The sequence below is a fragment of the Alkaliphilus flagellatus genome (genome assembly GCF_018919215.1).
In the GTDB taxonomy this organism is placed as follows: Bacteria; Bacillota; Clostridia; order Peptostreptococcales; family Natronincolaceae; genus Alkaliphilus_B; species Alkaliphilus_B flagellatus.
Genome location: NZ_JAHLQK010000001.1, coordinates 841,712 through 865,595, shown reverse-complemented (window position 1 = coordinate 865,595; position 23,884 = coordinate 841,712). Strand labels below are relative to the sequence as shown.

Below are 23,884 nucleotides of genomic sequence, written 5' to 3'. Positions count from 1 at the left end.
ATTTCAATGTTTATACAAGTATACTTTAACAATATATTATCCTAGACTTCGCAATTAGACCAATTATTAACATAATTCTTATTAATTATCTAATAATAGGTTTATTTGCTAATTTAAGCTTAACCATAGCATCTAACTCATCCTGAGTAATATCCCTAAATGTTCTAAATGTGTATCCTTGATTTTTAAGTTCCAATATAATCTCCGGTAATACTTCTGCCATCTTCGTGTTACGAGCTGTATCATGAAATAAAGCAACAATAAGATTTTTATTCTTTGCTCCATCAAGGACATTGCTTATAATCTTATCTTTTTTATCGTAATCAGAACTGGCATCTCCAGAAGAGACATTCCAATCAATATAGTAATATCCCTTTTCCTTCACATCTACAGTCAGTTTAGGCATATATTGTTCCCCACCATATTTAAACGAACTATGGTTAGAAGAACCTCCAGGAAAGCGAAAAATATATGGAACTTCAATATCCAATACATCTTCGATAGCTTTTTTAGCTAATTCTAAATCATTATAATAGGTTTCAAATGTAGTATAGATAGCATAGTCATGGCTATATGTGTGAGGTAGAACCATATGTCCTTCATCATAAGCCTGTTTTACCCACATAGGATTTTTTTCTACTGATTTTCCAATTGTAAAAAATGTTCCCTTAACTTCATTTCCATCTAATATTTTCAGTATTTCTGGTGTTAAAGTTGATGGTCCATCGTCAAATGTAAGAAATACTTTCTTAGAAGGATCTGGTTTTACATCTTCTAAATTATTTTCTGGTTTTATATCATCCTGTATTTCTTTATTTCCCTCTAATGCATCATTATCTCTAACAATATCATTACTGACTTCTTCTACGTCTTCTACTTCTTCATTTTTATTGTCCTCAGATATTTCATCTAAATCTTTTCTACTCATGTCCTGCACTTGTTCATCTACACCGTTATTACTAAGAAATGACTGAGCAATACCTACCATAGAGGGCACAGCAACCATAAATACCAGTAGAACCATTCCAACCAGTAAAATTTTTCGAATATTCTTCAATTGTATCACTCCAGTCATTGTACTATATTATATGTATTTAATTACATTATACATGAAAATCCGACAAAAATATTAAAGAAATAGTAAATAACTATAAAGAAAATATAAAGATTTTATAATCTAGAAAAGTATATATCCCTAGATTATAAAATAAGTGCTAGAGACTACCCCTAGCACCTACATTATTTTGATTTATGTTATTTATAAAATATATTATCCTATATATACTTTATCTCTATTAATATCTTTTAATTCATGACATCCTGCCATAATCATTGTTTCTTTTAATTCATTACCTAATTTTTCTGTATAAACTTTTACTCCTTCCACTCCACCACCATAGGCAGCCACCGCATAAGGTCTTCCAATAAGTACTGCATCTGCACCTAATGCTATAGCCTTGAAAATATCTAGACCAGTTCTAAAGCCTCCATCAATAAGAATTTTCATCTTTCCTTGTACAGCCTCAGCAATCGCTGGTAAGACTTCAATTGTAGCTGGAGTATGATCTAAAACTCTACCCCCATGGTTAGAAACAACAATACCATAAGCCCCCGCTTCTAAGGCTTTTTTAGCCCCTTCTACTGTCATGACTCCTTTTAAAATTACAGGTAGCTTTGTTGATGCAATTATTTCTTTTAGTTCTTCAACTGACTTTGTGCCTACTGGCTTTCCAAGCAGAGCCAAGGTAACTAAACCTGCTGCATCAATATCCATTGCCACTGCTGGTGCACCTTTTTCTTCAGCTTTTTTAATCTTTGCAATTACTTCTTCCTTTTTCCAAGGTTTAATAGTAGGAATACCATATCCACTATGCTCTCCAACTACTTGAAGTGGCAAATCGTAAAATTCATCCTTTACACCATCACCAGTAAAGCCAAGCACTCCTGCCTCCTTACATCCACCTATAATAGCCTGAGTATATTCAAAATCGTTTAGAGCTGGACTATAGTTAAGTCCAACAGCTCCTATTGGTGCTGCAAATACTGGATACTTAAACTTCATTCCAAATAATTCAACTGATGTATCTATTTCTTTTTGTACTACAATTGTATCTAAGTTAATCTTAACATCGTTTATTTTTTCTCTATTTCTAATAAAACCTGATCCAGACCCCTTACCGCCTACTCCAGGCACCTGACCTTTACATACTACACCATTACACTCTTTACACACCTTACATTTTTCATGCACAAGCTCCCTAGCTCTGTCTAAAACTTCTGAATAATTCATATGCAATCCCCCATTTCTTTGTTATTAAAAGGATTTAATTATCCTAGTATATTATTTACACCATTAGTACATATTGTACTATTTTTTATACGAAGTTACAATTTTTTTGTCTAAAGATACATTTTTTCTATACAAAGCTACAACTTTTCCGTACAAAGTTTTAATTGTATTAACTGGTATAAGTTTTTTCTTAAAATATCTATTTTTTTGATATAAAAGGATTGTCTTTAATATAAAATCTCCACGGAAAATCTATAGCTTCCTCTGCATAATCTATATTCACTCTTGTAGTTGTTACAACTTCGAATATACTATTTTCATTACTATCTTCAATCCATAAAATATCACCACAAAGATCCATGCTGTTATTAAGCTTTGTAATGTCCATTGCCATACAAAGCTTACCAGGTCCACTTGTTAAATTTATTATTTGTTTTTTAGTTAACTCCTCTATAGACTTACCATATCTATTATGAGCCATTATATTTATGCCTTCTATAGGCTCCACTGCCCTAATTAAAACTGCTGCCGCTTCTCCTTCCATTTGAGTAACCACATTCATACAATTGTACATACCATAAATTAAATAAACATAGGCATATCCAGGAGGTCCAAACATAACCTTAGTTCTCTCGGTTATTTTGTTATTATAGCTATGAGCAGCCTTATCAATAGCTCCGATATAAGCCTCTACTTCAACAATTTTTCCCACCAATCTTTCGCCATTAATATAATGTACAAGATTTTTTCCCAATAAATCTTTAGCAACATCAAGTGTTGCTCTATTGTAAAATTGTCTTTTTAATTTCATAATATTTTTCCTTTCAAAATTATACTTGCTTATATGTTCTATTTTTTCTATCCTCATTCCTTCTATATTCTTAAAAACTCTATTTCTATTGTAGGTACATATATTATGTTCTGCTGTCAAATAATATATTTAACAAGTTAAAGGCAAAATGATTAAGACTCATTACTTTAAAGGTCTTTGTCATAACTTTAATTAGACAACTATAATTTATCAAACTAAAAATTACTAGGAGGCATATAAAATTGAAAATAAAAAAAGTACCATTTCTACTTTTAATATTGCTACTATTTTCCCTAACTACTACAGGTTGTAACACCGCTCAACGTCCTAATATATCAGATCCCAATAAGCGTCCCGAACCTATGCAAAATAACACAAATACAACACAGCCTAAAGTAGATAATGATGCTACGGTTAACGATAAAAGGACAAAAGATAACATAATGCCCGATCAGCCTCAACCTGTTACTCCAACTTCTGAAGTAGGATTTACACTAAACCAACTGAACGAATTTGAATTAAATGTGGAGTTAGCAAATAATGATAAATTAGATATGAAGTATAAAAAGGGTCCTTATAATCAAGAAACTAAAGTAAAAACAATATTCGATGGAAAAACAGAAAAAGCAAATCACGAAGAGGCCTCTAGACAAATTGAGAAGCTACTAAGTCAAATACCTGGAGCGTCAATATCTAATCCAAATAAAATAATAGACGGAACATTATCTGCTCTAAAAATTAAACGTGAAGATGTTGTAGAGTTCGATATGGAATTTGTATTTGAAACCGGCGAAAGAGTACACATAGAGTTTAATGAAGAATAATTCTGACTTAAATAAAGTGTTTATATACAATTGGAGGTGTTGTAATGGGTAATAAAATTGTAGAAGGGTTATCAGCAATGACTTCTTCTACCCAACAAGTTATGGATGATATATTAGTCATGGAATTTACAGTTGTAAATGCATTTATAATAGGAGATCCTAAAGCAAAAGATACTGGATGGATTTTAGTAGATACTGGTCTTGAAAACTCCGCGGATTTAATTATAGAATCAGCAGAAAAGCGTTTTGGTAAAAACAATCCGCCTAAGGTGATTATTCTTACCCATGGACATTTTGATCATGTTGGATCAGTTATTAAACTATCTAATCTTTGGGATGTACCAGTTTATATTCACGAGCTAGAAATTCCTTATATTACAGGCCAAAAAGATTATCCATTAGCAGATCCTTCCGTAGATGGAGGGATGATAGCTCAAATGTCAACAACCTTTCCTCATACGAGTATAGACCTAGAACATCGTGCTGTATCTTTACCGTCTGATGGAAGCATTCCTTTTATGCAAGATTGGAAATGGATACACACACCTGGCCATTCACCTGGTCATATATGCTTATTTAGAGAAAAAGATGGTGTTATTATAGCTGGTGATGCCTTCACAACAGTGAAGCAAGAATCTCTTTTTTCTGTAATGACTCAAAGTAAACATATAAGTGGTCCACCTGCTTATCTTACTACTGATTGGCAATCAGCTGAAAAATCTATAAATCGTATTAAAAATTTAAATCCATCTATAGTTCTTCCTAGTCATGGAAAACCTATAGAAGGTAAAGACTTAGACCATCATTTAGAAGTATTAGCAAATCACTTTAAAGAAATTGCAGTACCTAATCAAGGGCGTTTTGTAGAGTAGTATTATATAAAAGTAGAAAATCTCTATAGTGTTTATATTTTAGAGATCTTCTACTTTTTAATAATTCTATTATGATATTATATTTCCCTTGTAATATTTTTTAGCCAAATATCTTCTTCTTTATTTAAGTATGGTGATAAGGTTTCATATACTCTATTATGGTATTCATTAATCCACTCAATTTCTTTTTCTGTAAGTAAATTAGTATCAATTCCTTCTAAATCAATTGGACACACGGATATAACCTCGAACTTCATATACTGTCCAAATTCAGTTAGTTCATCTTCAACTACTAAAAGTGTATTTTCTGTTCTTATACCATGCTTATCTTCCCTATATATACCAGGTTCATTAGTTATTATCATTCCCTTTTCTAATCGAGCATTATTTTGTATTTGGTGGAAACGTTGTGGTCCCTCATGTACATTTAGGAAGAATCCTACTCCATGTCCGGTTCCACACTTATAGTCAATTCCTCTTTCCCATAGAGGCTGTCTAGCTAAAATATCTAAATTAGATCCTGTTGCTCCATATAAAAATTTAGCTTTGCAAAGCGCTATATGAGCCTTTAATACTAAAGTAAAGTCTTCTTTTTCTTCTTTACTTATTGGACCTAAAACCATAGTTCTAGTTATATCAGTAGTTCCATCAAAATATTGCCCACCTGAGTCAACTAAAAATAGTCCTTCAGCTTTAAGTTCATATTCTTCATTTTCATAAGCATTATAATGCATCATAGCTGCATGATCCTTATATGCTGCTATAGTATTAAAGCTTGGTTCTACAAAATACTTCTGCTCTTTTCTAAAGCTTTCAAGTTTTTCAGTTGCAGATATTTCTGTAATCTCTATTTTACCAATATTACTATGTAACCAATATAGAAACTTAACCATAGCAACTCCATCTCTAACTTGACACCGTTTCAAACTTTCAATTTCTATATCATTTTTTAAAGCCTTTAGATTTGTAGTAATATCTGTTTCTTCTACCTTTACACAGTTAGAAGGAATTGCATCATATACTTTTATGCTAGTTCTATTAGGGTCTAACAATATTCGTTTATTATTATCTAGCTTTCTTAGTTCTAGCAATATATTTTCGTAATCCTTAACTTCTACTTTATTATCTTCTAAAATTTTCTGTACTTCTTGAGGTGCTTTTTTTGTATCTATAAACAGATAAGCATATTCCATAGATATAAGAGCATAGGAAGCAACAACAGGATTATTTCTAACATCACTTCCTCTAATATTAAATAACCAAGCTATGTCATCAAGACTACTAATTAGATAGTAATCTACGCTCTTCTTTTTCATTTCTCTTCTTACTTCTGTTAGCTTTTCTAAAGTAGTCTTACCAGCAAATTCTACATCGTGATTAAAAGCTGGTTTTGTAGAAACTGTAGGTCTATCTTCCCAAATACGGTCTAATAGATTTATATCTTTATTAATTTCCATTCCTTTTTGTTTAAAGTTTTTTTCCATTTCCTTTGCTATATTAGTACTAAAAACCCATCCATCAAATCCTACACAACTACCTTCTTTTAAAGTATCTGATATCCATTCTACATAACTTGGTACATTAGGCTCAGCCGCTCTAAAAAGTCTTATGCCTGATCCAGATAACTGTTTTTCAGCTTGTATATAATATCTACCATCAGTCCACAACCCTGCGTCATCCTTAGTTATAACTACAGTACCATTAGAACCAGTGAAGCCTGAAATCCAACTTCTAACCTTCCAATGCTCTGCCATATATTCACTTTGATGAGGATCTGAATTTGACACAATATAGGCATCAATTCCGTTCTCAGCCATTAACTCTCTTAATTTTTGTATTCTTGTTTTTACGTCCATTTTCTCAACTCCCTTTATTAATATGTAGAATTATATTATTTAACTCAGATTCAGGCTATGAAATTTCCAACTATTTGTTTAGGAGATAGTTTTACCCAATGTTGCAACATACAGGACAAACTGATTCTCACCATCTAACCCAATTAAACCATTAATTTCATCATCATCAAAGGCGGCAATAGCACATACTCCACTATCAATAGCTTCTGCTGATAAATAAAGGTTTTGGCATATATGCCCTGCATCTAAATGTAAATACCTGTAACCCCTTTCACCATATCTCCACTTCATTCTGTAAACATCCGCAGTCCAAATAAAAGTTACAGCACTGTTTTTAATAAAGTCCTGTCGTAAACAGCTATTACTTATCTTTTCATCTATTTCAGGGTCTAAATTTACTTCCATTAATTTATGTGAAAGAGCTATATATCGGTATAATCCCGGGTTTATTCCATCTACTTTGTTTATTAGTAGATAAGTTTCAATTGCATGTCTTGCCCCTGCTGATGGTACAGTTCTTATTGTTGCAGGTCTTGATACCACTTGTTTTACACCTTGAGTAGACCATAGTAAATAAGAAAGTTCTTCTATATTTAAAGCAGTTTTAGAATATTTCCTTAAACTTTTTCTTGATTCTATGACTTTTCTTAAGTCTATACTTTTGATATTTATATTTTCTACAGGAGGCAAATCAATTAATACTGAATTAGCCTCATACCCTAGTTCTAAAGGTGGCTGTGGCAACCCCTTGTCTTGGTCAGACTCTTCTAGGTATTTATATTTTGTTTTTTCCATAAATTCTTTTCCAATTCCCTTACTCATATTATTCTCCCCTTTAAAATATATTAGCTTATATTACTATTCTATATTTTACTAATGTCTCCTTTATATATTACTTATTTTTGTATAATAAATTTAAATAGAGCCCAAACAACCGGGCTCTATTAGTAACTTGATTTTGTAATTGTAATCTTTTTTCTATTTTATCTTTATTTACTTCTTATTTTAGTAAGCAGCAGCAATGTGGCTAGTATCTCCATATAGAAGAATATTAGGTTGATCATTTTCAATCTGTATTAGACTTACACTTGTATTTTGAATATATGGCGGATCCCATAGATTTGCTAAAGGGCGTTTTTCAAAATAAGTCATAATTGTTTTTAAAGTAATTGCATGGGTTACTAATAAAACATTTCCTGTTTTTTTCTCTTCTACTATTTTATTTATTGTTTTCAACGCACGATTTTGTACCTGTGCGAATGTCTCTAGATCTTTACGATTATATAAATGTGGAGCCTTCAAAAAGTTATAATACTCATTTAGATCCAATTGCTCAATCTCCAAAGTAGTTTTTCCTTCCCAATCTCCTAAAGAAATCTCTCTTAAGTTATTGTCAGCGATAACCTCTAGTTTTCTTTCTCCAGCTATAATTTCAGCAGTTTTAAAGGCTCGTTTACTAGGACTAGAGTATATTGCATCAAATTTAATATCAATTAGATGATCATGTAAGGCATTTGCATCTTCTATACCTTTTTCTGTTAGGTTAGAGTCCTGCCATCCCTGCAACCTTCTTTCAAGATTCCATTCTGTCTCCCCATGACGTACTAAGTATATATTCAACATTTTGTTCCTCCTATATCCTAATTAGTTAAATATATTATATCATGTAGAAATGATCTATAATACACCTATCTCACTACTACAATTGTTTTATTTCTTTTATGACCACGGCTCTGTTGCATTAAAACCGCATCTATGCCTTTTTAACAAATTCAGATTTTAATTTCATAGCTCCAAAACCGTCAATTTTGCAATCAATATCATGATCTCCATCAACCAAACGTATATTTTTTACTTTTGTACCTATTTTTACGACTAATGAACTTCCTTTTACTTTAAGGTCTTTGATTACTGTTACAGAATCACCATCATTTAAGACATTTCCATTTGCATCTTTGATAATCTTTTTATCTTCACTATTTCCGATTTCTGATTCTAAAGTCCACTCATGTGCACATTCTGGACAAACCAAAAGACTTCCATCTTCGTAAGTGTATTCTGAATTACATTTTGGGCAATTTGGCAAATCAGACATAATTTCATTTCCTCCATTCCTTATTGTTAATTATAATATATAAAAATTATTTTCAATTTCCTTTTTACAGCTTCGTAAGAATAGTAATCAGGAAATTGAAATTTACAAAAAACCTATAGGGAGTGCCTTGTCGGCTTATATACTATCATAGTTTTATCATATTGACAAACCTTTCTCCTAGCTCTCCTTGAAGTTCTTTTTTTAAGTATATAGTCAATATCTCTTAAAATTTATAATATTTGTTCTAGCCTTATAATAAATATTTAAATAGCCTATTGACAAATGTCATTGTATCGAATTATAATTATAGTGACAATTGTCATTGTAATATATTATTTACAAAATGAAAGGTGATCACCTATGAAAAAAAACAAAAAACTTGAAAGGCTTCCAGATGCAGAACTCGATATAATGCTTGTTTTATGGGATGCAGATAAACCTTTGGCAAAATCAAAAATAACAGAGCTTTTGAAAGATAAAAGGAACTGGAGTGTATCGACTGTACAAGTTCTTCTGACACGACTTACAAATAAGAGCTTTGTAGAACTTGTAAAGGAAAAACGCTTTAACTTCTACAAAGCCATAGTATCCGAAGATGAATACAAAAGATATGAGACCAAAACATTTATCGAGCGCATGCATGAGAATTCTTTCAAAAATCTAATTGCAACTTTAGTAGAAAATAAAACAATAACAAAAGATGACATTGATGAGATAGCTGATATAATCAGAAAGGCTGATAAAGATGATTAGTAACATGTTTTTTAGCATAATGGAAATAACTGTTTCTATGTCATTTATTATATTAATACTTTTATTACTTTCAAAAGTATTTGATAAAAAGTATACTTCAAAATTTAAATATTTAATGTGGCTGATTATATCTTTAAGGCTTATAATACCTTTTAATATCGCTACTTCATCACCAATAGTAAGTGTACTATTGCCACAAACTAATCTACAAAAACCTATTTTAAATACAGCGTCTGTTACTCCAAATGTTTTTGCAGAAAAAAGCATAGAAAATATTACAAATACTTATACTCTTACAGATTCTGTAATAATATCTGCATGGCTTCTAGGAGCCGTAATATTTTTAGTATTTAACATAGTATCCTATTTTATCTATAAGAAAAATTTAGATCGTTGGCGCAGTCCCGTAATATCAGATGAAATAAAAGCTATATTGAGTGATATATGTAGTGAACTTAATATTGACAGTAAAATAAAAATATTTAAATGCCACAACATAAAAAGTCCAATGCTTATAGGATTTATAAAACCTATGATTGTATTGCCTATAAAAGATTTTGATGCAATGGAATTAAGATTTATTCTCCAGCACGAGCTTATACATTATAAAAGACATGATATTTGGTATAAGCTACTACTTACGATCGCAAATGCGCTTCACTGGTTTAATCCTATTATTTACATAATGGTGAAACGGGCAAATTATGATCTTGAGGCTTCATGTGATGAAAAGGTACTGCAAAGGAGTGATTTAAAAAGTAGAAAAATTTATGCAGAAACTATTATGAAGATAATTATTCAGAACTCAAATATTTATACAGTGTTTTCCACAAATTTTTATGGAGGTGCTCATAATATGAAAAGAAGATTTCAAAATATAGTAAATACAAAAAAGAGAAAAACTGGGTTAATCGTTTTAAGTTTAGTAATGGTAATAACAACTTTTTCAGGTGTAGTTTTTGCATTTAATAATCATAATGAAAAAACAAATGATATTAATTATGATGATTATGTAATGGAATTTGTTACTCAAAGTATATATCCTGATAAATTTCACAATTACTTTTATCAGTATGTAGGTAAAAATGACATCAGCTTTAATGAAAAAGAAAACAGTTTTTATTTTGGCGATAAAGAAATTTGGATACTATATGATGAAGACGGTAGAAAACTTTTACAAAATAGTAATGCTCTAGGTGTTGGTATATTCTTAAATGTAGAAAGGAATTCTAACGGTGAGATAGAAAAAATTTACGAGATTACTAAAGATGAGTTTACAGAATTAACAGGCTGGAGATAATAATATCTTTGTAGTTCTATAATGGAGTAAAGGTAACCCGTTGAGGTTACCTTTATTGTGCTAAAAACAACACTCCAATATAGCAATAAAAAAGACCGAGTGTCCTCGATCTCAGATAGCAAACTAATCTTCCCACATATCCTTAAATTTATCTTCTATATATTGCTTTCTCTTTTTAGTAGCTTGATCATCTCTATAGTATATTCCATCTATTATAGTTAAGACATCTCCTTCTTTTACTTCCTCATCTACTAGACACCTTTCTACATCTACCATTTCTCCATCTATTTCAATAACTGCATAATCCCCTTCAAATCTATCTAATATAATCATAAGTTTTCCCCATCTCCTTTTTACTGTGGTGTAAACGATACTTGAGTTTTTGTTTCTAAATTATCCTTTACGACTGTAACATCTACCTTTACCTCAAAGTCAATACTTGCTCTACCAATTTCATATGATATTTCTGCTACCCCATTTTTATCAGTTACTCCCTCATATGGAGTTGTTTTAGATTTATAATGGTTCAGTATTTTTACTTTAGCACCCTCAACTGGCTTACCATCTGAAGTTACTTTAGCAGTTAAAACTACACTCGAATTTTGCTTTGGCTTAGGGTCGCTGATTGATGCTGCTACATCTAACATCTCAATCTTATCATTTGCTACTTTATTACTACTTCCATTTTTATTACTCCCTTGATCATTTACATGTTTCTTTCCAACAGTATCAATCTCAATTTTTTCTCCATCTAATGTAGCAATTACAGTACCAACTTCAGCTGTATTGTATATTTTAATATTTTTTTTGTTAAGACGATTTACTACTTCACGGTGCGGATGTCCATAGGAATTATCCTTCCCAGAGGATATCACTGCATAATCGGGTGTTGTTTTATCTAAAAACCCATCTGTTGTAGAAGAATTTGATCCATGATGTGGCACAAATAATAAATCTATATCCAAATCTTGTTTACTACCTATCATCTCATTTTCAGATGTTTTTTCTATATCACCAGTTAACAATACAGAGGTATCCTCCCATGTAAGCTTAACTGTTGCACTATAATCGTTTAAGTTTTCATATTGCTCAGATATTGGTGCTACTAAAACAGCATTTGTTTCTCCAAAGGGTATTTCAACTCCAGCTTTAGCAGTTTTAAATTTAAGTCCTGCCTTGCTAACTGCCTCTACAAAGTTCTCAAAGGTTCTTGTAGTATGAGTAGCTTTAGGGTAATATACTGAACCTACTTTTAATTCTTTAAACACCGTAGGCGCTCCATTAATATGATCTGCATGGGGATGAGTGAATACAGCTACATCAATATGTTCATATCCGATCTCTTTAATGTAATCAACAATAATTCTTCCTGAATTCTCGTCATCTCCACCTGCATCATAAAGCATTGTTTTACCATCTGCTCCAACAATAAAAGCTGAACTTCCCTGCCCAACGTCAATAAAGTGAACTTTTAAACCTACTGATTCTTCACCATCAACAACTTTAGGGGATACCTCTTCCTCTTTTGCTATTGGACTTTTACCAGCTTCTGCACAACCAAATAGTAATATGATAATCATAGAGATTATTAATATCAAACTAACTTTCTTCTTTACAAACATATTAGCCCTCCTTAGATGTTTTATATTACCTAATTATATTATACCTTTTTTCTAACAAGTACAAATTTTCACTAAAGAAACTTGGTAAATCAAATAAAAAGACACCACCCCTAGATCCTTGTAGAAGTGGTATTTTAAAATATTTTTATTTAATCAATTCATTCATTTGTAATGCAATACCATTTAAATTTTCAGCATTAGCTGATAGTTCTTGACTCATAGCAGCACTTTGTTTAAATGATTGACTCAAGTGATTGAATTCATTGATAGCACTTTCTGTTATACCATATATTCTTTCATTAAACCCTACAATATTTCTTGTTTCTTCAAGTTGTTTATTTATAATGGTATTAATATCCACTATTGACTTTGTAAAGCTTTTAAGGTCATCTATCATACTCTTTACATTCTCTACTGTGTGATCAATAGCATTATCGCTATTGATGATTTGTTCATTATTATTAGTCATTAAATCCTCTATATCTACAATATTGGTCTTAAGCTCATCTGTAATCCCTACAACATCATCTAATGATTGTTTTGTATTTTCAGCTAGTTTTCTAATTTCATTAGCAACAACTGCAAATCCTTTACCTAATTCTCCAGCCCTTGCTGCTTCAATAGATGCATTTAATGCCAATAGATTTGTTTGCTCCGCAATATTACCAATAATTAATAGAATTTCATCTACTTTTTTAGCTTTATCCTTTAGTTTTTTAGCCACATCAAATGTAAATGCGATACTTTCTTTCGTGTTATCCATCATTTTTAGTGCTTCATTTAAAGATTTTTCATTTTCACTGGATAAGGCCATCAGTGCCAAGGATGAATTTTCAGTGTTTTTTAGCTCACTTGAAATTATCTCGGTTCCTTCTAATAAATTTTGAAGGCTGTTATTATTTTCTTTAGATTTATCCAATATCTCATTATTTGAGTTTAACACCTGTTGACTAGTATACGCTATCTCTTGCATAGAACTACTTTCTTCTTCAGCAATAGATGATACCATATCACTTGCATCTAATAAAGTATTAGCAAAATGTGCAGTTTTCTCAAGAATATGTAGTGTTTTTTTATTATTATTTCTAAGGTCTTCTTCATTTTTTTCAATTTCATTTAGTAGTCTTGAAGCGAAAAAAGTAAAGATGAAAATTCCAAATGAAGTAAGAGTAATCACAATTATTCTTATAATCATCTCTTGCAGAAAAACTTCTTGTCCCGGTAAAGCAATTGGATACAATTTAAATATTATAACCTGGCATAGCATGCCGGTAACAATAAAGGCAATATTTAGTTTAAGATCTAAAAATAAAGCACCTAATATAATAAAATAAAATACACTCATCCAAAGCTCCTTAGATGGAACCATAAATACTAAGTAAAGATAATTCACAAAAGTTAATATAAATATCAATACCTTTAACTGCTTAAAGATTTTCTCGTTAAAATTTTCATTAACGACTGTTCTTTTATGCAGAATAAAAAAAAGAATAGTTTCTATGGTAATTAATATACCAAATATACCAAGAGATCCCCATTGAATTGAATCATATAGTCCAAGATATTTCATCAAAGAAAAAGCTAGCATAGCCATGAATCCACTAATCGAATAAATAATTAATACAACCTTCAGTGTTTTTTTCTGATAATCAACAATTGTATTTGTATTATTTAACATAATATCTCCTTTCTGAGTGTCACTTTGCTCTATTACCATTTATAGAGCAAAGCTTCCATAGTATATCCTGCTGCAACAGAGCAAAATATAATAATCTCATCTTTTTTAAAGGCTTCTTTTTTCAGTCTATCATTTAATGCTATAATAGGACTGGCGCTGCCGTTATAACCATATTTATCCGCAACAAAAGTAGCTTGTCTCATTTTTGCCCCTAATTTTTCTAAGGTAACTTTTATATCCTCCTTTGAAAATTGTGACATAAAATAATGGGAAACATCTCTTGGTTGGTAATTATATTCTTCTAGTAATTTGATTATTAGTTCTGACCATTTATCAGCAAGGAAGCTAAAATCAAAAGGTATCCATTCCATTTTCCTATGATAGGAAGTTAAACTATCCTTCGAAATATTTAATAAACCACAAGTCGGAAATCTTATGGTGTTATTATAGTCATCATCAGTATACATTCTAGAGCCTAGCATACCTCTTATTTCTTCCTCTTCTCTCACTTCTAATATAACTGCAGCAGCACCATCTCCTACGATGGAGTAGGTAACCATGTCATCTTCTCGTGCAAAAGGACTAACTAATACAGATCCAACAACTAAAACTCTCTTATATTTTTCATCTGTTTTTAAATATCGACTTGCTACATCCATTGCATTAACCATGCCTACACAATTATTATTCATATCAAACACACTAGATGCATTTTTAGCTTTTAACTTATTTCTGATAATCAATGCACATGTGGGCATTAAATATTCAGGGGTATCTGTTGCTGATATGATCATATCAATATCCTCAGGATTAAGCCCTGCATCTGTTAAAGCTTTTTCTGCAGCCTTAACCCCCATATCGATACTATTTTCATTTCCTAATGTCTGCTTTCTGGTTTTTCTACCTAACTTATTAAGCAAGTTTTCTACATGATCTTCATTACCATATTCTTTAAAATGATTAATAATAAATTCGTTACTTACCTCTTTTGTTGGATGATATGTCCCTACTCCAACGATATGTACATTTTTGCGCATATCCTTGCCCCCTATTGAATTATTTTGATAATTAAACCTATAAATATAAAAAAAATAGACATACCTAAGCTAGGCCATCTATTTGTAATAGCTTTTAACTTAGCAACCTGGCAATCATAGAAAAAATTTTCTTTAGATCCATGGCTTTGCGTCCTTACCTTTCAGTAAGTTTGCCATTTATAAGTATTTTGTATATGTATCTTATTTTTAATATAATATCATACTTTACATTATATTACTATATTACCATATTACTATATTGTAAAAAATTATCGTAAATTAGCTAAAAATAGTAAAATAAAAAAATACCACCTTACACATTTTCATTTAATACGACTAAAAAAGATGATACAAATTTAGTAATAAGTTCATACACCATAGTGTATAACATATTTATTTAATGATATTGCCGTTCTTAGCAATACCATTAAATTAATCAATTCTTCTGATAATTTGGATCTTATATCTTTTGAAACAATGTTATAAAAAGTTTCTAATGATTCTGGAGGTATAATAGTAACGCCATATCTTGCAAGTGCAAAATTTGGTCTACTATAGCAATGAAAGTAAGTTTTCATAAAGGTTAATTCTTCCCACCAATCGTTCAAAATATCATCATCAATGGCAACACAGTTATATTTTCGGGGTTCATAATCAGATGAATAGTCTTTATTCTTTTCAAACTTATCTATAATACCGAATTGAGCAACACAAGGCATATTATTATCAACCTTCCTGATATAAAATAGTCTTTTTTTCATCAAACTCTACAAATACATAATCACTTATACTTATCATTGTTGAAAAGTTTACATCTATTGTACTTTTTAGAGCTGTTACGTCTTTAAATGATACTACGAAACAAGTAGCAGCTTTTACTTCTTCACAATATATAAATAATGTGATATATCCATGTATAAAGATTATACTCATTTTATTGTTCCTTTTTCAAATAAACAATATAAGCTAAATTAAAGCTAATAACCTTTTTTAATTCTTCAAGGCTTATCTCAACCTGATACCCAATTTTGCCAGCACTAAATATGATTGTTTCAAAATTACGTGCCGACTCATCAATCGTAGTATAGAAACTTTTTTTCATACCAATAGGGGAGCATCCTCCATGTATGTATCCTGTAATAGAGAATAAATCTTTTGATTTTAACATTTCGATTGATTTTTCGTTAACACTATCAGCTGCTTTTTTTAAATCCAGTTCATCAGCAACTGGAACCAGGAACACATAATATTTATTTGTTTTCCCTACTGTTACAAGTGTTTTAAACATTTGATTTGGATTCTGATTTAAAACATTTGCAACATCAATCCCACTAATAGCTTTTGTATTGGCATAACTATGACTTTTATATTCTACTTTCGCTTTATCAAATATTCTCATTACATTTGTTTTATATATCATATAACATCACCTCACTTCGTATTTTTCATCTGTTACTCCTTTAAAAGATATTATGCATTATTCTTCTCGTACAACAAACTTATAATGATATATAGCATTATTATAATTATAAAAGTGGTATATTTAATTATTTCTTTATTTTTACCAAGTAAATTTAAGATGGTTGTTACTACATTATAGGCTATAAATCCCATTATGAATGGTATAAATGATTTAATCCGCTCAATTTTAAACATAATCCACCTCCCAAATTTACTAATTATTCATTATGAACAAAGTATAAGCTAATTAAAACCTAAGTCATATTTTTAATCCTATGCCATATATTCTATAAAATCCTTACTTTGGATTTTACATCTTTTACGACTTTATAAACAATTAAACTCTTACATACTTCCTATACCTGAGTATTCCTAATATCTTTCCACTGTCTAGCTAACATACCATAAACAACATGATCTACATAATGGTCATAAAGCCATTCTGTCTCCCTTAAAGTTCCTTCATTAGTAAATCCTAATCTTTCAGGAATAGCTCTACTCTTGTAGTTATTTTCAGCACATCTAATTTCCACTCTATTAAGATTCAATTCTACTAATAAATACTCTACCAATGCCTTAGTTGCTTTTGTCATTATTCCTTTACCTTGATACCCTTCTCCAAGCCAATAACCTATGCTTGTTGACCTATTCGCAAAATTCATTCCATGGCAACCAATTATACCTGCTAGGTTTTGCTTATACCATATCCCTGCCTGGAATCCATTATTTGATGCAAATTATTTTTTACCCATTTCTATAAATATTCTCGTATCTTCTACTGTCTTGCTATTGTCAACCCATGGAAAAATATCTAAGAATGGTATTAAAAACTGATTTAGATAAAAAAGTTTTAATATTTAAAGTTCTTACATCATCATTGGCAATAGCTATTTTATTATATGGTGCCTCGGCATATCTACTTAATAAAATATATTATAAACCCTTTACAGCTGTCTGTTATATCTTTGGGATTGTTAGTTGTGAAGGTATGGTAAGATATAGTAGTATTAAAGATATAGGATCATTAATTAAGGAAATATATATAATTAAATATGGTAAAAATAAGGATAAAGGGTGATGCTAAATAAAAAAAGCAAATCCTTTATCCTTTTATACTTTGCTATTTATAAATCCATATTATTATTTTTTTAGGTCTCCAGCAAACTCATTCATAACTGCTAGTACTTCTTCTACCTTATCTGGTTTTAATAGGGCCATTGCTTTAGGAATAAGCATCACAATATCTTCCTGAGTAAAATTGCCCTCTGTTAGTTTTTTAAAGTTTTCTAAAAACAATGCCTTTGCTTCCTCAACTTTATCTTCTTGTACTCTTTCTAAAATATACCCTAAAAATAGTTCTTGTCCTTGATCCATAAATATCCTCCTTAAAATTTATCTGATGTATATTCTATCAAAAAAATATTTTATAATAAATAAAATTATGCAAATATATTTATTTATATATTTTTATAAATTGATAGTCATTCCTATCTCTCCCATAAATATAGTTTGAATAAAACTATCCTTATTACGTTCATAACTTTTCTTTGCAACTCTTATCCAGTTAAACTTATCTAATTCTTTATAGGGTAGATGTACTACTAATATTTTTTGTGTATCAGTATAATTCTTAATGATTTCCCTAGCCCTAGGAATACTTACATAAGGGAAATTTACAATTAACGCATCTATTTTATGTTGTTTAAGATTAAGTGATTCAAAATTTTCTTTAACTGGAGCAGCATCGCCTAGATGTAGTATTTTTACACCATATTCTATAAGAAAAGCTAGATTATTTACATCTACACAATCTTTTCCTTCATGAATCATTGATATTGCTTGAATTTCTACCCCATTTATCTTAATTCTCTCACTACAGTGAAATAAAGGGTCCAACTCAACTAAATTAATAGACCTAGTATTAGACATGCAGTATCTTATGCCAGAAACAACTTTGCTTGTCGATATGACAGTTGTATTAGGACTTTTTTCTAAAAAACTACATATTAAGTTAGCATCAAAATGATCACTATGTTGATGAGTTATTAGCATAATATCTATATTATCAAAAGGAGAAATGCCATTTATTATTTTTTCTCTAATTTCTACAGGTGTGCTCTTATAGATGCGTATTTTAGAAATACACAAACCATCTATTAATATCTTCTTATTATTAATATTGATTAAAACACCTGCATTAGATACATAAGTTATACTTTTTGAATTATCCACAATCAGTGCTCCTCAACTTCATAATTATAAATCCATATTATTTAATATATCTCTTAACTTCTTTAATTCCTCTTTACTAAGTGTAAGACCTTTTCCCATTTTTATATGTTCTGGGTCCCATTCTCTAATATCGAATTTAGCTTCTCGTCCGTTCCAGCTAATAAGATTTAGCTCCTTTGTCCAGCCTTTATTGCTTTCAGATAAAACACCTATATTTTCTTTAATCTCGTATTTTATTTCTGCCATTATTATCAACTCCCATATAGATTATTATCACTTGGTTTCTTAAATGATGTTATCTTTTTTATTTAAATTTATAAAGAATAACACTATTATATCAGTTATATATTAAAATATCATTTCATACATAGTTAAATATATTTTTTATAAATATCTATTAACTAAAAAAAGTGGCACACAATTGGCACACTTTTATCTTTACATAAAAAAACACCACCCCTAGATCCTTCTAGAAGCGGCATTTTATAAGATTTCTATGGAGCTGATGAGCGGAATCGAACCGCCGACCTCTTCCTTACCAAGGAAGTGCTCTACCCCTGAGCCACATCAGCATAGTTTTAGTTTTTCTAGGTCTAGTGCCCTACTTGTACGATTATACAACAAAACATTAATTATGTAAAGAGTAATTATACTCTTTATTTAATATATAATAGTAAATAAAAGGAGTGATTATACAATCGCTCCTTTTACTTAAATTACTATAATTTTTATTAACTTTATTCTGCTATGTCATTATTTTGATCTATGGTTTGGTCTTTAGATGATAAATTAAATGTCCCTAGGTCCTTCCCCTTTAAAACTTGGGATAAATCTACTCCTGTTAATGCATTAACTGTTTCTGGTAGCGATGCCATAATATCTGTAACATAGCCAGATACCTTTGCAGCACCTTTACCACCACCGTTACCTGAATCAACAATAACAATCTTCTCAGTTTTAGATAATGGCTCTGCAACTGCTTTAGCAATTTCAGGTAGCTTTTCTATAATCATTTGAGTAATAGCTGCATCGTTATATTGCTTAAATGCCTCTGCTTTTTTCATCATGGCTTCGGCTTCTGCCTTACCTTTTTCTCTAATAATTTCAACCTCTGCCATACCTTCTTCTCTTCTAGCTTCTGCTGTAGCCTTACCTCTTAAACGGATAGCTTCTGCTGATGCCTCTGCATCTTGTATTTCTCTATATCTTTCTGCTTCAGCTCTCTTTTGGGCACTATATTTTTCCGCATCAGATTGCTTTTTAATCGTGGCTTCAAGCTCTCTTTCGCGTCTTAGAGCCTCTTGTTCTGCCAGTTCAATTTCTTTTTGCTTTCTAACAATTTGAACCTGCATTTTTTCCTTTTCAACTTCCTGTTGCACTTTACTTGCTTCGATTTCGTAAGCAAGGTCTGCCTTAGCTTTTTCCGTTTCTTGATCTTTTCTATAGGATTGAACCTTTAATTCTTTTTCTTTAGAAGCTTCAGCAATTTGGGTCTCTGCAACTAACCTCGCTTGTTCTCCTTGCCTATTAGCTTCCGCTGTCTTAACCTTAGTTTCTTTACTAGCTTCTGCTTCAGCAATTTCAGCATCTCTTTTTACTTCCGCAATTCTACTCTTACCTAATGCTTCTAGGTATCCATTATCATCTTTAATGTCTCTAATTGTAAAAGCCTTAATCTCTAGTCCCATATCTGCTAAATCAAGAGCTGCAACCTCTTGAACCTGGGAAGCAAATTTTTCTCTATCTCTATATATCTCTTCTACAGACATTTTAGAAATAATTTCACGTAGCTTCCCTTCAAGTACATCCTTTGCTGTATCTTTAATAAAATCAATAGTTGTTTTCTCTGCCCCTGTATTAAACTGCTCTACAGCAGAAAGAATTGACTCCATATCGGATTTAACCTTTAATACAGCAACTCCGTCGGCTTTTATATCTACCCCTTGTTCTGTTAAAGCACCATCGGTTCTTACTTCTATCTTCATGTTTTCCAGGGAAATAATATCAGTTCTTTCTAATAAGGGAACTATAAAGCCCCCGCCTCCTGAAATTACACGTTTTTTAAGACCAGTAATAACTACAGCCTTATCCTGTGGAACTTTTCTCCACATTAGCAATATGCTCAATATAAGCAGAAGAATGACCCCTACAATAGCAATCGGAACAAAAAACATCTCCATAAAATATCCTCCTTTAATGTTTATTGTTTTATAAATTGATAATATCTTTCCTCCTTCCTTTAATAATTTAATTCTAAATACAGCATTAACACCATGTAGATTAATGACTACAGTCTAACAACGTAAAAAATATTTCTTTCAATATTAACAATTTTAACTTCTTCACCTTGGTAAATATCTATACCATCTATAGATTTAGCAGGAGAAGAATAAGTATTGCCATTAGCTACATATGTGATACTTCCAAAGCTATCTCCAATAATATTTATCCTAGTTTTTGCTACATGCCCTATTAATTCTTCCTGAGAAACAGCGCTTGTGTTTTGTGCCTTATATAGTGGAGTTACTACAAATTTATGTAAAACAACTGAAACCATTAAAGCAACTGATAAAGCAATAATAAAAGATGTTAAAGCATTAAATCCTTTATCTATAGTAATAATTCCTATACCACCTAAAGTCGTAATAAAGGACATCATAATAATCGGCTTTAAAGGCGATATCGATAATCCCCAAATATCACCATCCATATCTAAATCACCATCGAAATTTAAAAAATCAAATAGTTGCCCCATTAAAAAAGAAACAATAGTAAATAATACTCCTGTATAAAAACATATCTGAAATAGTCTTAACAATTTTATCACTCCTTGTTTAAAACTATATTGTTACTTCATGCTCTCTATACTGTACTCTTCCACATTAAATCAATAAAATCCTCCTAAAATTAACTTTTTTGTTAAATTTATATACTCTTTATAACATATGCAAAAAGACTGGTTTGTTAACCAGTCTTTTAAATATTACTCTTTAATTTTAAAATCTATTTTACCAACACCAATATTAATATCAAATTCTAGCTTTGTACTAGCTTCATCATAGTTAGATGATATATAATAATCTCCTGACTTAGTTAAGTTTAAGTCATTTACATTAGTCTTGCTTAGTGGGCTATCTAGCTTCAATTTTATTCCTGCATCCTTTGGAATCACTATAGTCAACTTGGATGCACCCGAATCAATTTCAATATTTGACTTATTGTGTTTACTTCCTAAAATAATATCTAAATTTCCCGCTCCTGCATCTACATTAACCGATCTGACTGGTATATCCTCAAGATTAAGTTTTCCGGAAATAGCACCTAAGTCAATATCTAAATCCCATATTACATCCTTGCTCAAATTAAAATCATAGCGGCTACCTTTGTTATTAAAATTAACTACATTATGGTGTTTATTTTCAAAACTAAAAACCGCAATTTCTTTATTATTTCTGTACATATCTCTATAATCTAACTCAGCACCTTGTGAACTAAAACTTAAAAGATTTTTTTCATCTGATCCTATATTAACTTTAGCAGCTCCTATATCCAAACTAAGCTCTCCATATAAAGTTTCTGAAGGCTTTATGAAATTGGCATTATGTCCAGTGCTAATTCCCACAATATTTCTTCCTTCATAAAAAGCGCCATAGAAAATTAGAATTATAAAGAATAGTGTCCATGTTATGAATGAAATAATGGGCTTTTTCTTAAATAAAATATTGATTCCTACTACAATAAGTATTAATGGCCATAGATCAAAAATGCTAAATAATACAGCAAAACTAATATAACCTAGATTTACCAAAAGAAATAGAATGCCTATTGCAATTAAAATAAGACCATTAATTAAGTTTCTACTATTCATACTTTCACCTCTTTCAATAATGGTATGTTGCTTCAAGGGTTCATTTATTTTCTAATATTCTTACCTAATACGAATATTCCAGCTCCAATTAGTAAAAGTGGAAATAAAAACTTAAAGCTTAACCAACTAAAAAATGAAAATCTTTTACTAAATAATATAGCTCCAATTATAATAAGTGCATAGCCTAAGAATTTTTTATTTTTCTCTTCATCAAAATCTTTGTTAAATGTTTTGTTTGCCTGTTTATAGACACCATCAGAATCCTTATTTAAGTTTACGGTTCCTTCAACCTCTTCCCGTTTTGGTATCATTATTGCTGCAATAATATAAAGCAATATTCCTGTACCAAAAGCGAATACGGCAACTAGCCAAAGTAGCCTAACAATAGTGGAATCTATTTCAAAATACTCAGCTATTCCACCACATACACCTTCAATTTTTTTATCAGTTTTAGAAAGATACAAACGTTTTTGCATAACTTTTCCCCCTCTAAGGTTAAAATGTAATTAATAAAAGCTTATTTCATCTCTATATTAATAATACACAAAATATTCTTTTTTGTGTATTTAAATATAATTTAATTTAAAAAAGCGACATAATAGTCCGTCGCTTTTTTATGCAATACCTATATTTTATAGTTATATCCCAGATTAAAGGCTTCCATATTTAGATCAATAGCCTTCTTTGGTACATTATCCTTTATTACTTGTTTCCAAGTATCTATTTTTATATCTAAATACTGGGCTAATATGCCAAGTAGCATTACGTTAGCTACTTGCTTTTTACCTAAATTCTTTGCTTCTTCGAAGGCATTTATTTCAATTACTTTATATTTAGATTTCAAGTTTTCTATATCTTCTTCTGGATATTCACTTTTTTCTTGCTGTACTATTGTAGGATAAAATCTTTTACTATTTTCAATTACTACAGCATTATCCTTCAAGTTAGAACTCCATCTAAGAGCCTCTAAAGGCTCCATTGCTACTAAAATATCCCCTTCTCCTGGAGGAATATTAGGTGAAAAAATCTTATCTCCTATTCTAACATTGCCCCAAACCATACCACCTCTTTGAGATAGTCCAACAACATCATTACTCTTAATATCAAAACCGTCTAACATTGCAGCTTGAGAAGTAATCCTTGTCATGAGGATGAGTCCTTGACCTCCTACACCTGCGAACATAA

The 23,884-nt window shown here is 30.7% G+C and carries 28 protein-coding genes, 1 tRNA gene, 1 pseudogene and 1 riboswitch; of the genes and pseudogenes, 5 read left to right on the top strand and 25 right to left on the bottom strand.

Going from position 1 to position 23,884, the window contains the following annotated elements; translation table 11 throughout:
- Positions 1–85: 85 nt before the first annotated feature.
- The 3 genes from KQI88_RS04010 to KQI88_RS04000 form a co-directional block, all read right to left on the bottom strand.
- Positions 86–1,057, bottom strand: coding sequence for a polysaccharide deacetylase family protein (locus tag KQI88_RS04010; protein ID WP_216415043.1), 972 nt, complete (start codon positions 1,055–1,057; stop codon positions 86–88).
- 213 nt (positions 1,058–1,270) lie between these two features.
- The gene (locus tag KQI88_RS04005) at positions 1,271–2,290 is read right to left on the bottom strand and encodes an alpha-hydroxy-acid oxidizing protein (protein ID WP_216415042.1); all 1,020 of its coding nucleotides are present in this window, start codon (positions 2,288–2,290) and stop codon (positions 1,271–1,273) included.
- A 199-nt stretch (positions 2,291–2,489) separates the two neighbouring features.
- Entirely contained in the window at positions 2,490–3,101 is a 612-nt protein-coding gene (locus KQI88_RS04000) for a DNA-3-methyladenine glycosylase (RefSeq protein ID WP_216415041.1), read from the bottom strand.
- A gap of 242 nt (positions 3,102–3,343) precedes the next feature.
- Here KQI88_RS04000 and KQI88_RS03995 point away from each other — a divergent pair, with 242 nt between their 5' ends.
- Both KQI88_RS03995 and KQI88_RS03990 read left to right on the top strand, forming a co-directional pair.
- On the top strand, positions 3,344–3,925 hold the full coding sequence (locus tag KQI88_RS03995) for a YusW family protein (protein WP_216415040.1): 582 nt from the start codon (positions 3,344–3,346) through the stop codon (positions 3,923–3,925).
- A gap of 44 nt (positions 3,926–3,969) precedes the next feature.
- Positions 3,970–4,797 (top strand): MBL fold metallo-hydrolase, encoded by an 828-nt coding sequence (locus KQI88_RS03990; protein WP_216415039.1) that lies wholly within the window; start codon positions 3,970–3,972, stop codon positions 4,795–4,797.
- A 77-nt stretch (positions 4,798–4,874) separates the two neighbouring features.
- Here the strand turns inward: KQI88_RS03990 and KQI88_RS03985 are convergent, their stop codons facing one another.
- From KQI88_RS03985 to KQI88_RS03970, 4 genes are all read right to left on the bottom strand, one after another.
- Entirely contained in the window at positions 4,875–6,653 is a 1,779-nt protein-coding gene (locus tag KQI88_RS03985; protein ID WP_216415038.1) for an aminopeptidase P family protein, read from the bottom strand.
- 78 nt (positions 6,654–6,731) lie between these two features.
- Positions 6,732–7,475, bottom strand: coding sequence for a SagB/ThcOx family dehydrogenase (locus tag KQI88_RS03980; RefSeq protein ID WP_216415037.1), 744 nt, complete (start codon positions 7,473–7,475; stop codon positions 6,732–6,734).
- A gap of 183 nt (positions 7,476–7,658) precedes the next feature.
- A complete protein-coding gene (locus KQI88_RS03975) occupies positions 7,659–8,276 on the bottom strand; it encodes a histidine phosphatase family protein (RefSeq protein ID WP_216415036.1) in 618 nt (205 codons plus the stop codon).
- A gap of 130 nt (positions 8,277–8,406) precedes the next feature.
- Positions 8,407–8,748, bottom strand: coding sequence for a zinc ribbon domain-containing protein YjdM (locus KQI88_RS03970; RefSeq protein WP_216415035.1), 342 nt, complete (start codon positions 8,746–8,748; stop codon positions 8,407–8,409).
- Positions 8,749–9,108: 360 nt separating this feature from the next.
- Here KQI88_RS03970 and KQI88_RS03965 point away from each other — a divergent pair, with 360 nt between their 5' ends.
- Both KQI88_RS03965 and KQI88_RS03960 read left to right on the top strand, forming a co-directional pair.
- Entirely contained in the window at positions 9,109–9,501 is a 393-nt protein-coding gene (locus tag KQI88_RS03965; protein ID WP_216415034.1) for a BlaI/MecI/CopY family transcriptional regulator, read from the top strand.
- On the top strand, positions 9,494–10,801 hold the full coding sequence (locus KQI88_RS03960; RefSeq protein WP_216415033.1) for a M56 family metallopeptidase: 1,308 nt from the start codon (positions 9,494–9,496) through the stop codon (positions 10,799–10,801). The genes KQI88_RS03965 and KQI88_RS03960 overlap by 8 nt, the downstream gene beginning before the upstream one ends.
- Before the next feature lie 123 nt (positions 10,802–10,924).
- Here the strand turns inward: KQI88_RS03960 and KQI88_RS03955 are convergent, their stop codons facing one another.
- From KQI88_RS03955 to KQI88_RS03915, 9 genes and pseudogenes are all read right to left on the bottom strand, one after another.
- Positions 10,925–11,134 (bottom strand): DUF3006 domain-containing protein, encoded by a 210-nt coding sequence (locus tag KQI88_RS03955; RefSeq protein WP_216415032.1) that lies wholly within the window; start codon positions 11,132–11,134, stop codon positions 10,925–10,927.
- 20 nt (positions 11,135–11,154) lie between these two features.
- On the bottom strand, positions 11,155–12,423 hold the full coding sequence (locus KQI88_RS03950; RefSeq protein WP_216415031.1) for a ComEC/Rec2 family competence protein: 1,269 nt from the start codon (positions 12,421–12,423) through the stop codon (positions 11,155–11,157).
- Positions 12,424–12,568: 145 nt separating this feature from the next.
- Positions 12,569–14,101, bottom strand: a complete 1,533-nt coding sequence (locus tag KQI88_RS03945; RefSeq protein ID WP_216415030.1) for a methyl-accepting chemotaxis protein — start codon at positions 14,099–14,101, stop codon at positions 12,569–12,571.
- Between the two features lie 32 nt (positions 14,102–14,133).
- Complete coding sequence (locus KQI88_RS03940) at positions 14,134–15,138, bottom strand: ketoacyl-ACP synthase III (protein ID WP_216415029.1); 1,005 nt, start codon at positions 15,136–15,138, stop codon at positions 14,134–14,136.
- 98 nt (positions 15,139–15,236) lie between these two features.
- A riboswitch (cyclic di-GMP riboswitch) is annotated at positions 15,237–15,323 on the bottom strand.
- Between the two features lie 183 nt (positions 15,324–15,506).
- Complete coding sequence (locus KQI88_RS03935; RefSeq protein ID WP_246579104.1) at positions 15,507–15,857, bottom strand: hypothetical protein; 351 nt, start codon at positions 15,855–15,857, stop codon at positions 15,507–15,509.
- A gap of 7 nt (positions 15,858–15,864) precedes the next feature.
- Positions 15,865–16,071, bottom strand: a complete 207-nt coding sequence (locus tag KQI88_RS03930) for a hypothetical protein (protein WP_216415027.1) — start codon at positions 16,069–16,071, stop codon at positions 15,865–15,867.
- A 1-nt stretch (position 16,072) separates the two neighbouring features.
- Positions 16,073–16,558, bottom strand: coding sequence for a Cys-tRNA(Pro) deacylase (ybaK, locus tag KQI88_RS03925; RefSeq protein ID WP_216415026.1), 486 nt, complete (start codon positions 16,556–16,558; stop codon positions 16,073–16,075).
- A gap of 50 nt (positions 16,559–16,608) precedes the next feature.
- A complete protein-coding gene (locus KQI88_RS03920; protein WP_216415025.1) occupies positions 16,609–16,794 on the bottom strand; it encodes a hypothetical protein in 186 nt (61 codons plus the stop codon).
- A gap of 161 nt (positions 16,795–16,955) precedes the next feature.
- Positions 16,956–17,312, bottom strand: a pseudogene (locus KQI88_RS03915) (GNAT family N-acetyltransferase); the annotation flags it as partial.
- Between the two features lie 104 nt (positions 17,313–17,416).
- On the opposite strand from KQI88_RS03915, the gene KQI88_RS03910 reads away from it, so the two are divergent.
- Positions 17,417–17,677, top strand: a complete 261-nt coding sequence (locus tag KQI88_RS03910; protein WP_216415024.1) for a hypothetical protein — start codon at positions 17,417–17,419, stop codon at positions 17,675–17,677.
- A gap of 62 nt (positions 17,678–17,739) precedes the next feature.
- Here KQI88_RS03910 and KQI88_RS03905 read toward each other — a convergent pair whose 3' ends face one another.
- From KQI88_RS03905 to KQI88_RS03865, 9 genes are all read right to left on the bottom strand, one after another.
- Positions 17,740–17,973, bottom strand: coding sequence for a hypothetical protein (locus KQI88_RS03905; RefSeq protein WP_216415023.1), 234 nt, complete (start codon positions 17,971–17,973; stop codon positions 17,740–17,742).
- A 93-nt stretch (positions 17,974–18,066) separates the two neighbouring features.
- A complete protein-coding gene (locus KQI88_RS03900; protein ID WP_216415022.1) occupies positions 18,067–18,831 on the bottom strand; it encodes an MBL fold metallo-hydrolase in 765 nt (254 codons plus the stop codon).
- Between the two features lie 24 nt (positions 18,832–18,855).
- A complete protein-coding gene (locus KQI88_RS03895; protein WP_216415021.1) occupies positions 18,856–19,077 on the bottom strand; it encodes a YdbC family protein in 222 nt (73 codons plus the stop codon).
- Positions 19,078–19,328: 251 nt separating this feature from the next.
- Positions 19,329–19,403, bottom strand: a tRNA-Thr gene (locus KQI88_RS03890).
- 165 nt (positions 19,404–19,568) lie between these two features.
- Positions 19,569–21,011 carry a flotillin family protein gene (locus KQI88_RS03885; RefSeq protein ID WP_216415020.1) on the bottom strand — a complete coding sequence of 481 codons (1,443 nt, stop codon included), beginning with the start codon at positions 21,009–21,011 and terminating at the stop codon, positions 19,569–19,571.
- Positions 21,012–21,118: 107 nt separating this feature from the next.
- On the bottom strand, positions 21,119–21,649 hold the full coding sequence (locus tag KQI88_RS03880; protein ID WP_216415019.1) for a YqiJ family protein: 531 nt from the start codon (positions 21,647–21,649) through the stop codon (positions 21,119–21,121).
- A gap of 165 nt (positions 21,650–21,814) precedes the next feature.
- Positions 21,815–22,699: a LiaI-LiaF-like domain-containing protein gene (locus KQI88_RS03875; RefSeq protein WP_216415018.1), complete on the bottom strand. Its 885-nt coding sequence runs from the start codon at positions 22,697–22,699 to the stop codon at positions 21,815–21,817.
- A 44-nt stretch (positions 22,700–22,743) separates the two neighbouring features.
- Complete coding sequence (locus tag KQI88_RS03870; protein WP_216415017.1) at positions 22,744–23,175, bottom strand: PspC domain-containing protein; 432 nt, start codon at positions 23,173–23,175, stop codon at positions 22,744–22,746.
- Positions 23,176–23,324: 149 nt separating this feature from the next.
- Positions 23,325–23,882 carry an indolepyruvate oxidoreductase subunit beta gene (locus KQI88_RS03865; RefSeq protein WP_246579102.1) on the bottom strand — a complete coding sequence of 186 codons (558 nt, stop codon included), beginning with the start codon at positions 23,880–23,882 and terminating at the stop codon, positions 23,325–23,327.
- Between the last annotated feature and the right edge of the window lie 2 nt (positions 23,883–23,884).

Excerpts from the sequence above, each read along its gene's own strand:
- KQI88_RS04005 (WP_216415042.1), bottom strand. The coding sequence starts at position 2,290 with ATGAATTATTCAGAAGTTTTAGACAGAGCTAGGGAGCTTGTGCATGAA.
- KQI88_RS04000 (WP_216415041.1), bottom strand. The coding sequence starts at position 3,101 with ATGAAATTAAAAAGACAATTTTACAATAGAGCAACACTTGATGTTGCT.
- KQI88_RS03990 (WP_216415039.1), top strand. The coding sequence starts at position 3,970 with ATGGGTAATAAAATTGTAGAAGGGTTATCAGCAATGACTTCTTCTACC.
- KQI88_RS03985 (WP_216415038.1), bottom strand. The coding sequence starts at position 6,653 with ATGGACGTAAAAACAAGAATACAAAAATTAAGAGAGTTAATGGCTGAG.
- KQI88_RS03980 (WP_216415037.1), bottom strand. The coding sequence starts at position 7,475 with ATGAGTAAGGGAATTGGAAAAGAATTTATGGAAAAAACAAAATATAAA.
- KQI88_RS03975 (WP_216415036.1), bottom strand. The coding sequence starts at position 8,276 with ATGTTGAATATATACTTAGTACGTCATGGGGAGACAGAATGGAATCTT.
- KQI88_RS03970 (WP_216415035.1), bottom strand. The coding sequence starts at position 8,748 with ATGTCTGATTTGCCAAATTGCCCAAAATGTAATTCAGAATACACTTAC.
- KQI88_RS03965 (WP_216415034.1), top strand. The coding sequence starts at position 9,109 with ATGAAAAAAAACAAAAAACTTGAAAGGCTTCCAGATGCAGAACTCGAT.
- KQI88_RS03960 (WP_216415033.1), top strand. The coding sequence starts at position 9,494 with ATGATTAGTAACATGTTTTTTAGCATAATGGAAATAACTGTTTCTATG.
- KQI88_RS03955 (WP_216415032.1), bottom strand. The coding sequence starts at position 11,134 with ATGATTATATTAGATAGATTTGAAGGGGATTATGCAGTTATTGAAATA.
- KQI88_RS03950 (WP_216415031.1), bottom strand. The coding sequence starts at position 12,423 with ATGTTTGTAAAGAAGAAAGTTAGTTTGATATTAATAATCTCTATGATT.
- KQI88_RS03945 (WP_216415030.1), bottom strand. The coding sequence starts at position 14,101 with ATGTTAAATAATACAAATACAATTGTTGATTATCAGAAAAAAACACTG.
- KQI88_RS03940 (WP_216415029.1), bottom strand. The coding sequence starts at position 15,138 with ATGCGCAAAAATGTACATATCGTTGGAGTAGGGACATATCATCCAACA.
- KQI88_RS03935 (WP_246579104.1), bottom strand. The coding sequence starts at position 15,857 with ATGCCTTGTGTTGCTCAATTCGGTATTATAGATAAGTTTGAAAAGAAT.
- KQI88_RS03930 (WP_216415027.1), bottom strand. The coding sequence starts at position 16,071 with ATGAGTATAATCTTTATACATGGATATATCACATTATTTATATATTGT.
- ybaK (WP_216415026.1), bottom strand. The coding sequence starts at position 16,558 with ATGATATATAAAACAAATGTAATGAGAATATTTGATAAAGCGAAAGTA.
- KQI88_RS03920 (WP_216415025.1), bottom strand. The coding sequence starts at position 16,794 with ATGTTTAAAATTGAGCGGATTAAATCATTTATACCATTCATAATGGGA.
- KQI88_RS03910 (WP_216415024.1), top strand. The coding sequence starts at position 17,417 with ATGGTATTAAAAACTGATTTAGATAAAAAAGTTTTAATATTTAAAGTT.
- KQI88_RS03905 (WP_216415023.1), bottom strand. The coding sequence starts at position 17,973 with ATGGATCAAGGACAAGAACTATTTTTAGGGTATATTTTAGAAAGAGTA.
- KQI88_RS03895 (WP_216415021.1), bottom strand. The coding sequence starts at position 19,077 with ATGGCAGAAATAAAATACGAGATTAAAGAAAATATAGGTGTTTTATCT.
- KQI88_RS03885 (WP_216415020.1), bottom strand. The coding sequence starts at position 21,011 with ATGGAGATGTTTTTTGTTCCGATTGCTATTGTAGGGGTCATTCTTCTG.
- KQI88_RS03875 (WP_216415018.1), bottom strand. The coding sequence starts at position 22,699 with ATGAATAGTAGAAACTTAATTAATGGTCTTATTTTAATTGCAATAGGC.
- KQI88_RS03870 (WP_216415017.1), bottom strand. The coding sequence starts at position 23,175 with ATGCAAAAACGTTTGTATCTTTCTAAAACTGATAAAAAAATTGAAGGT.
- KQI88_RS03865 (WP_246579102.1), bottom strand. The coding sequence starts at position 23,882 with ATGTTCGCAGGTGTAGGAGGTCAAGGACTCATCCTCATGACAAGGATT.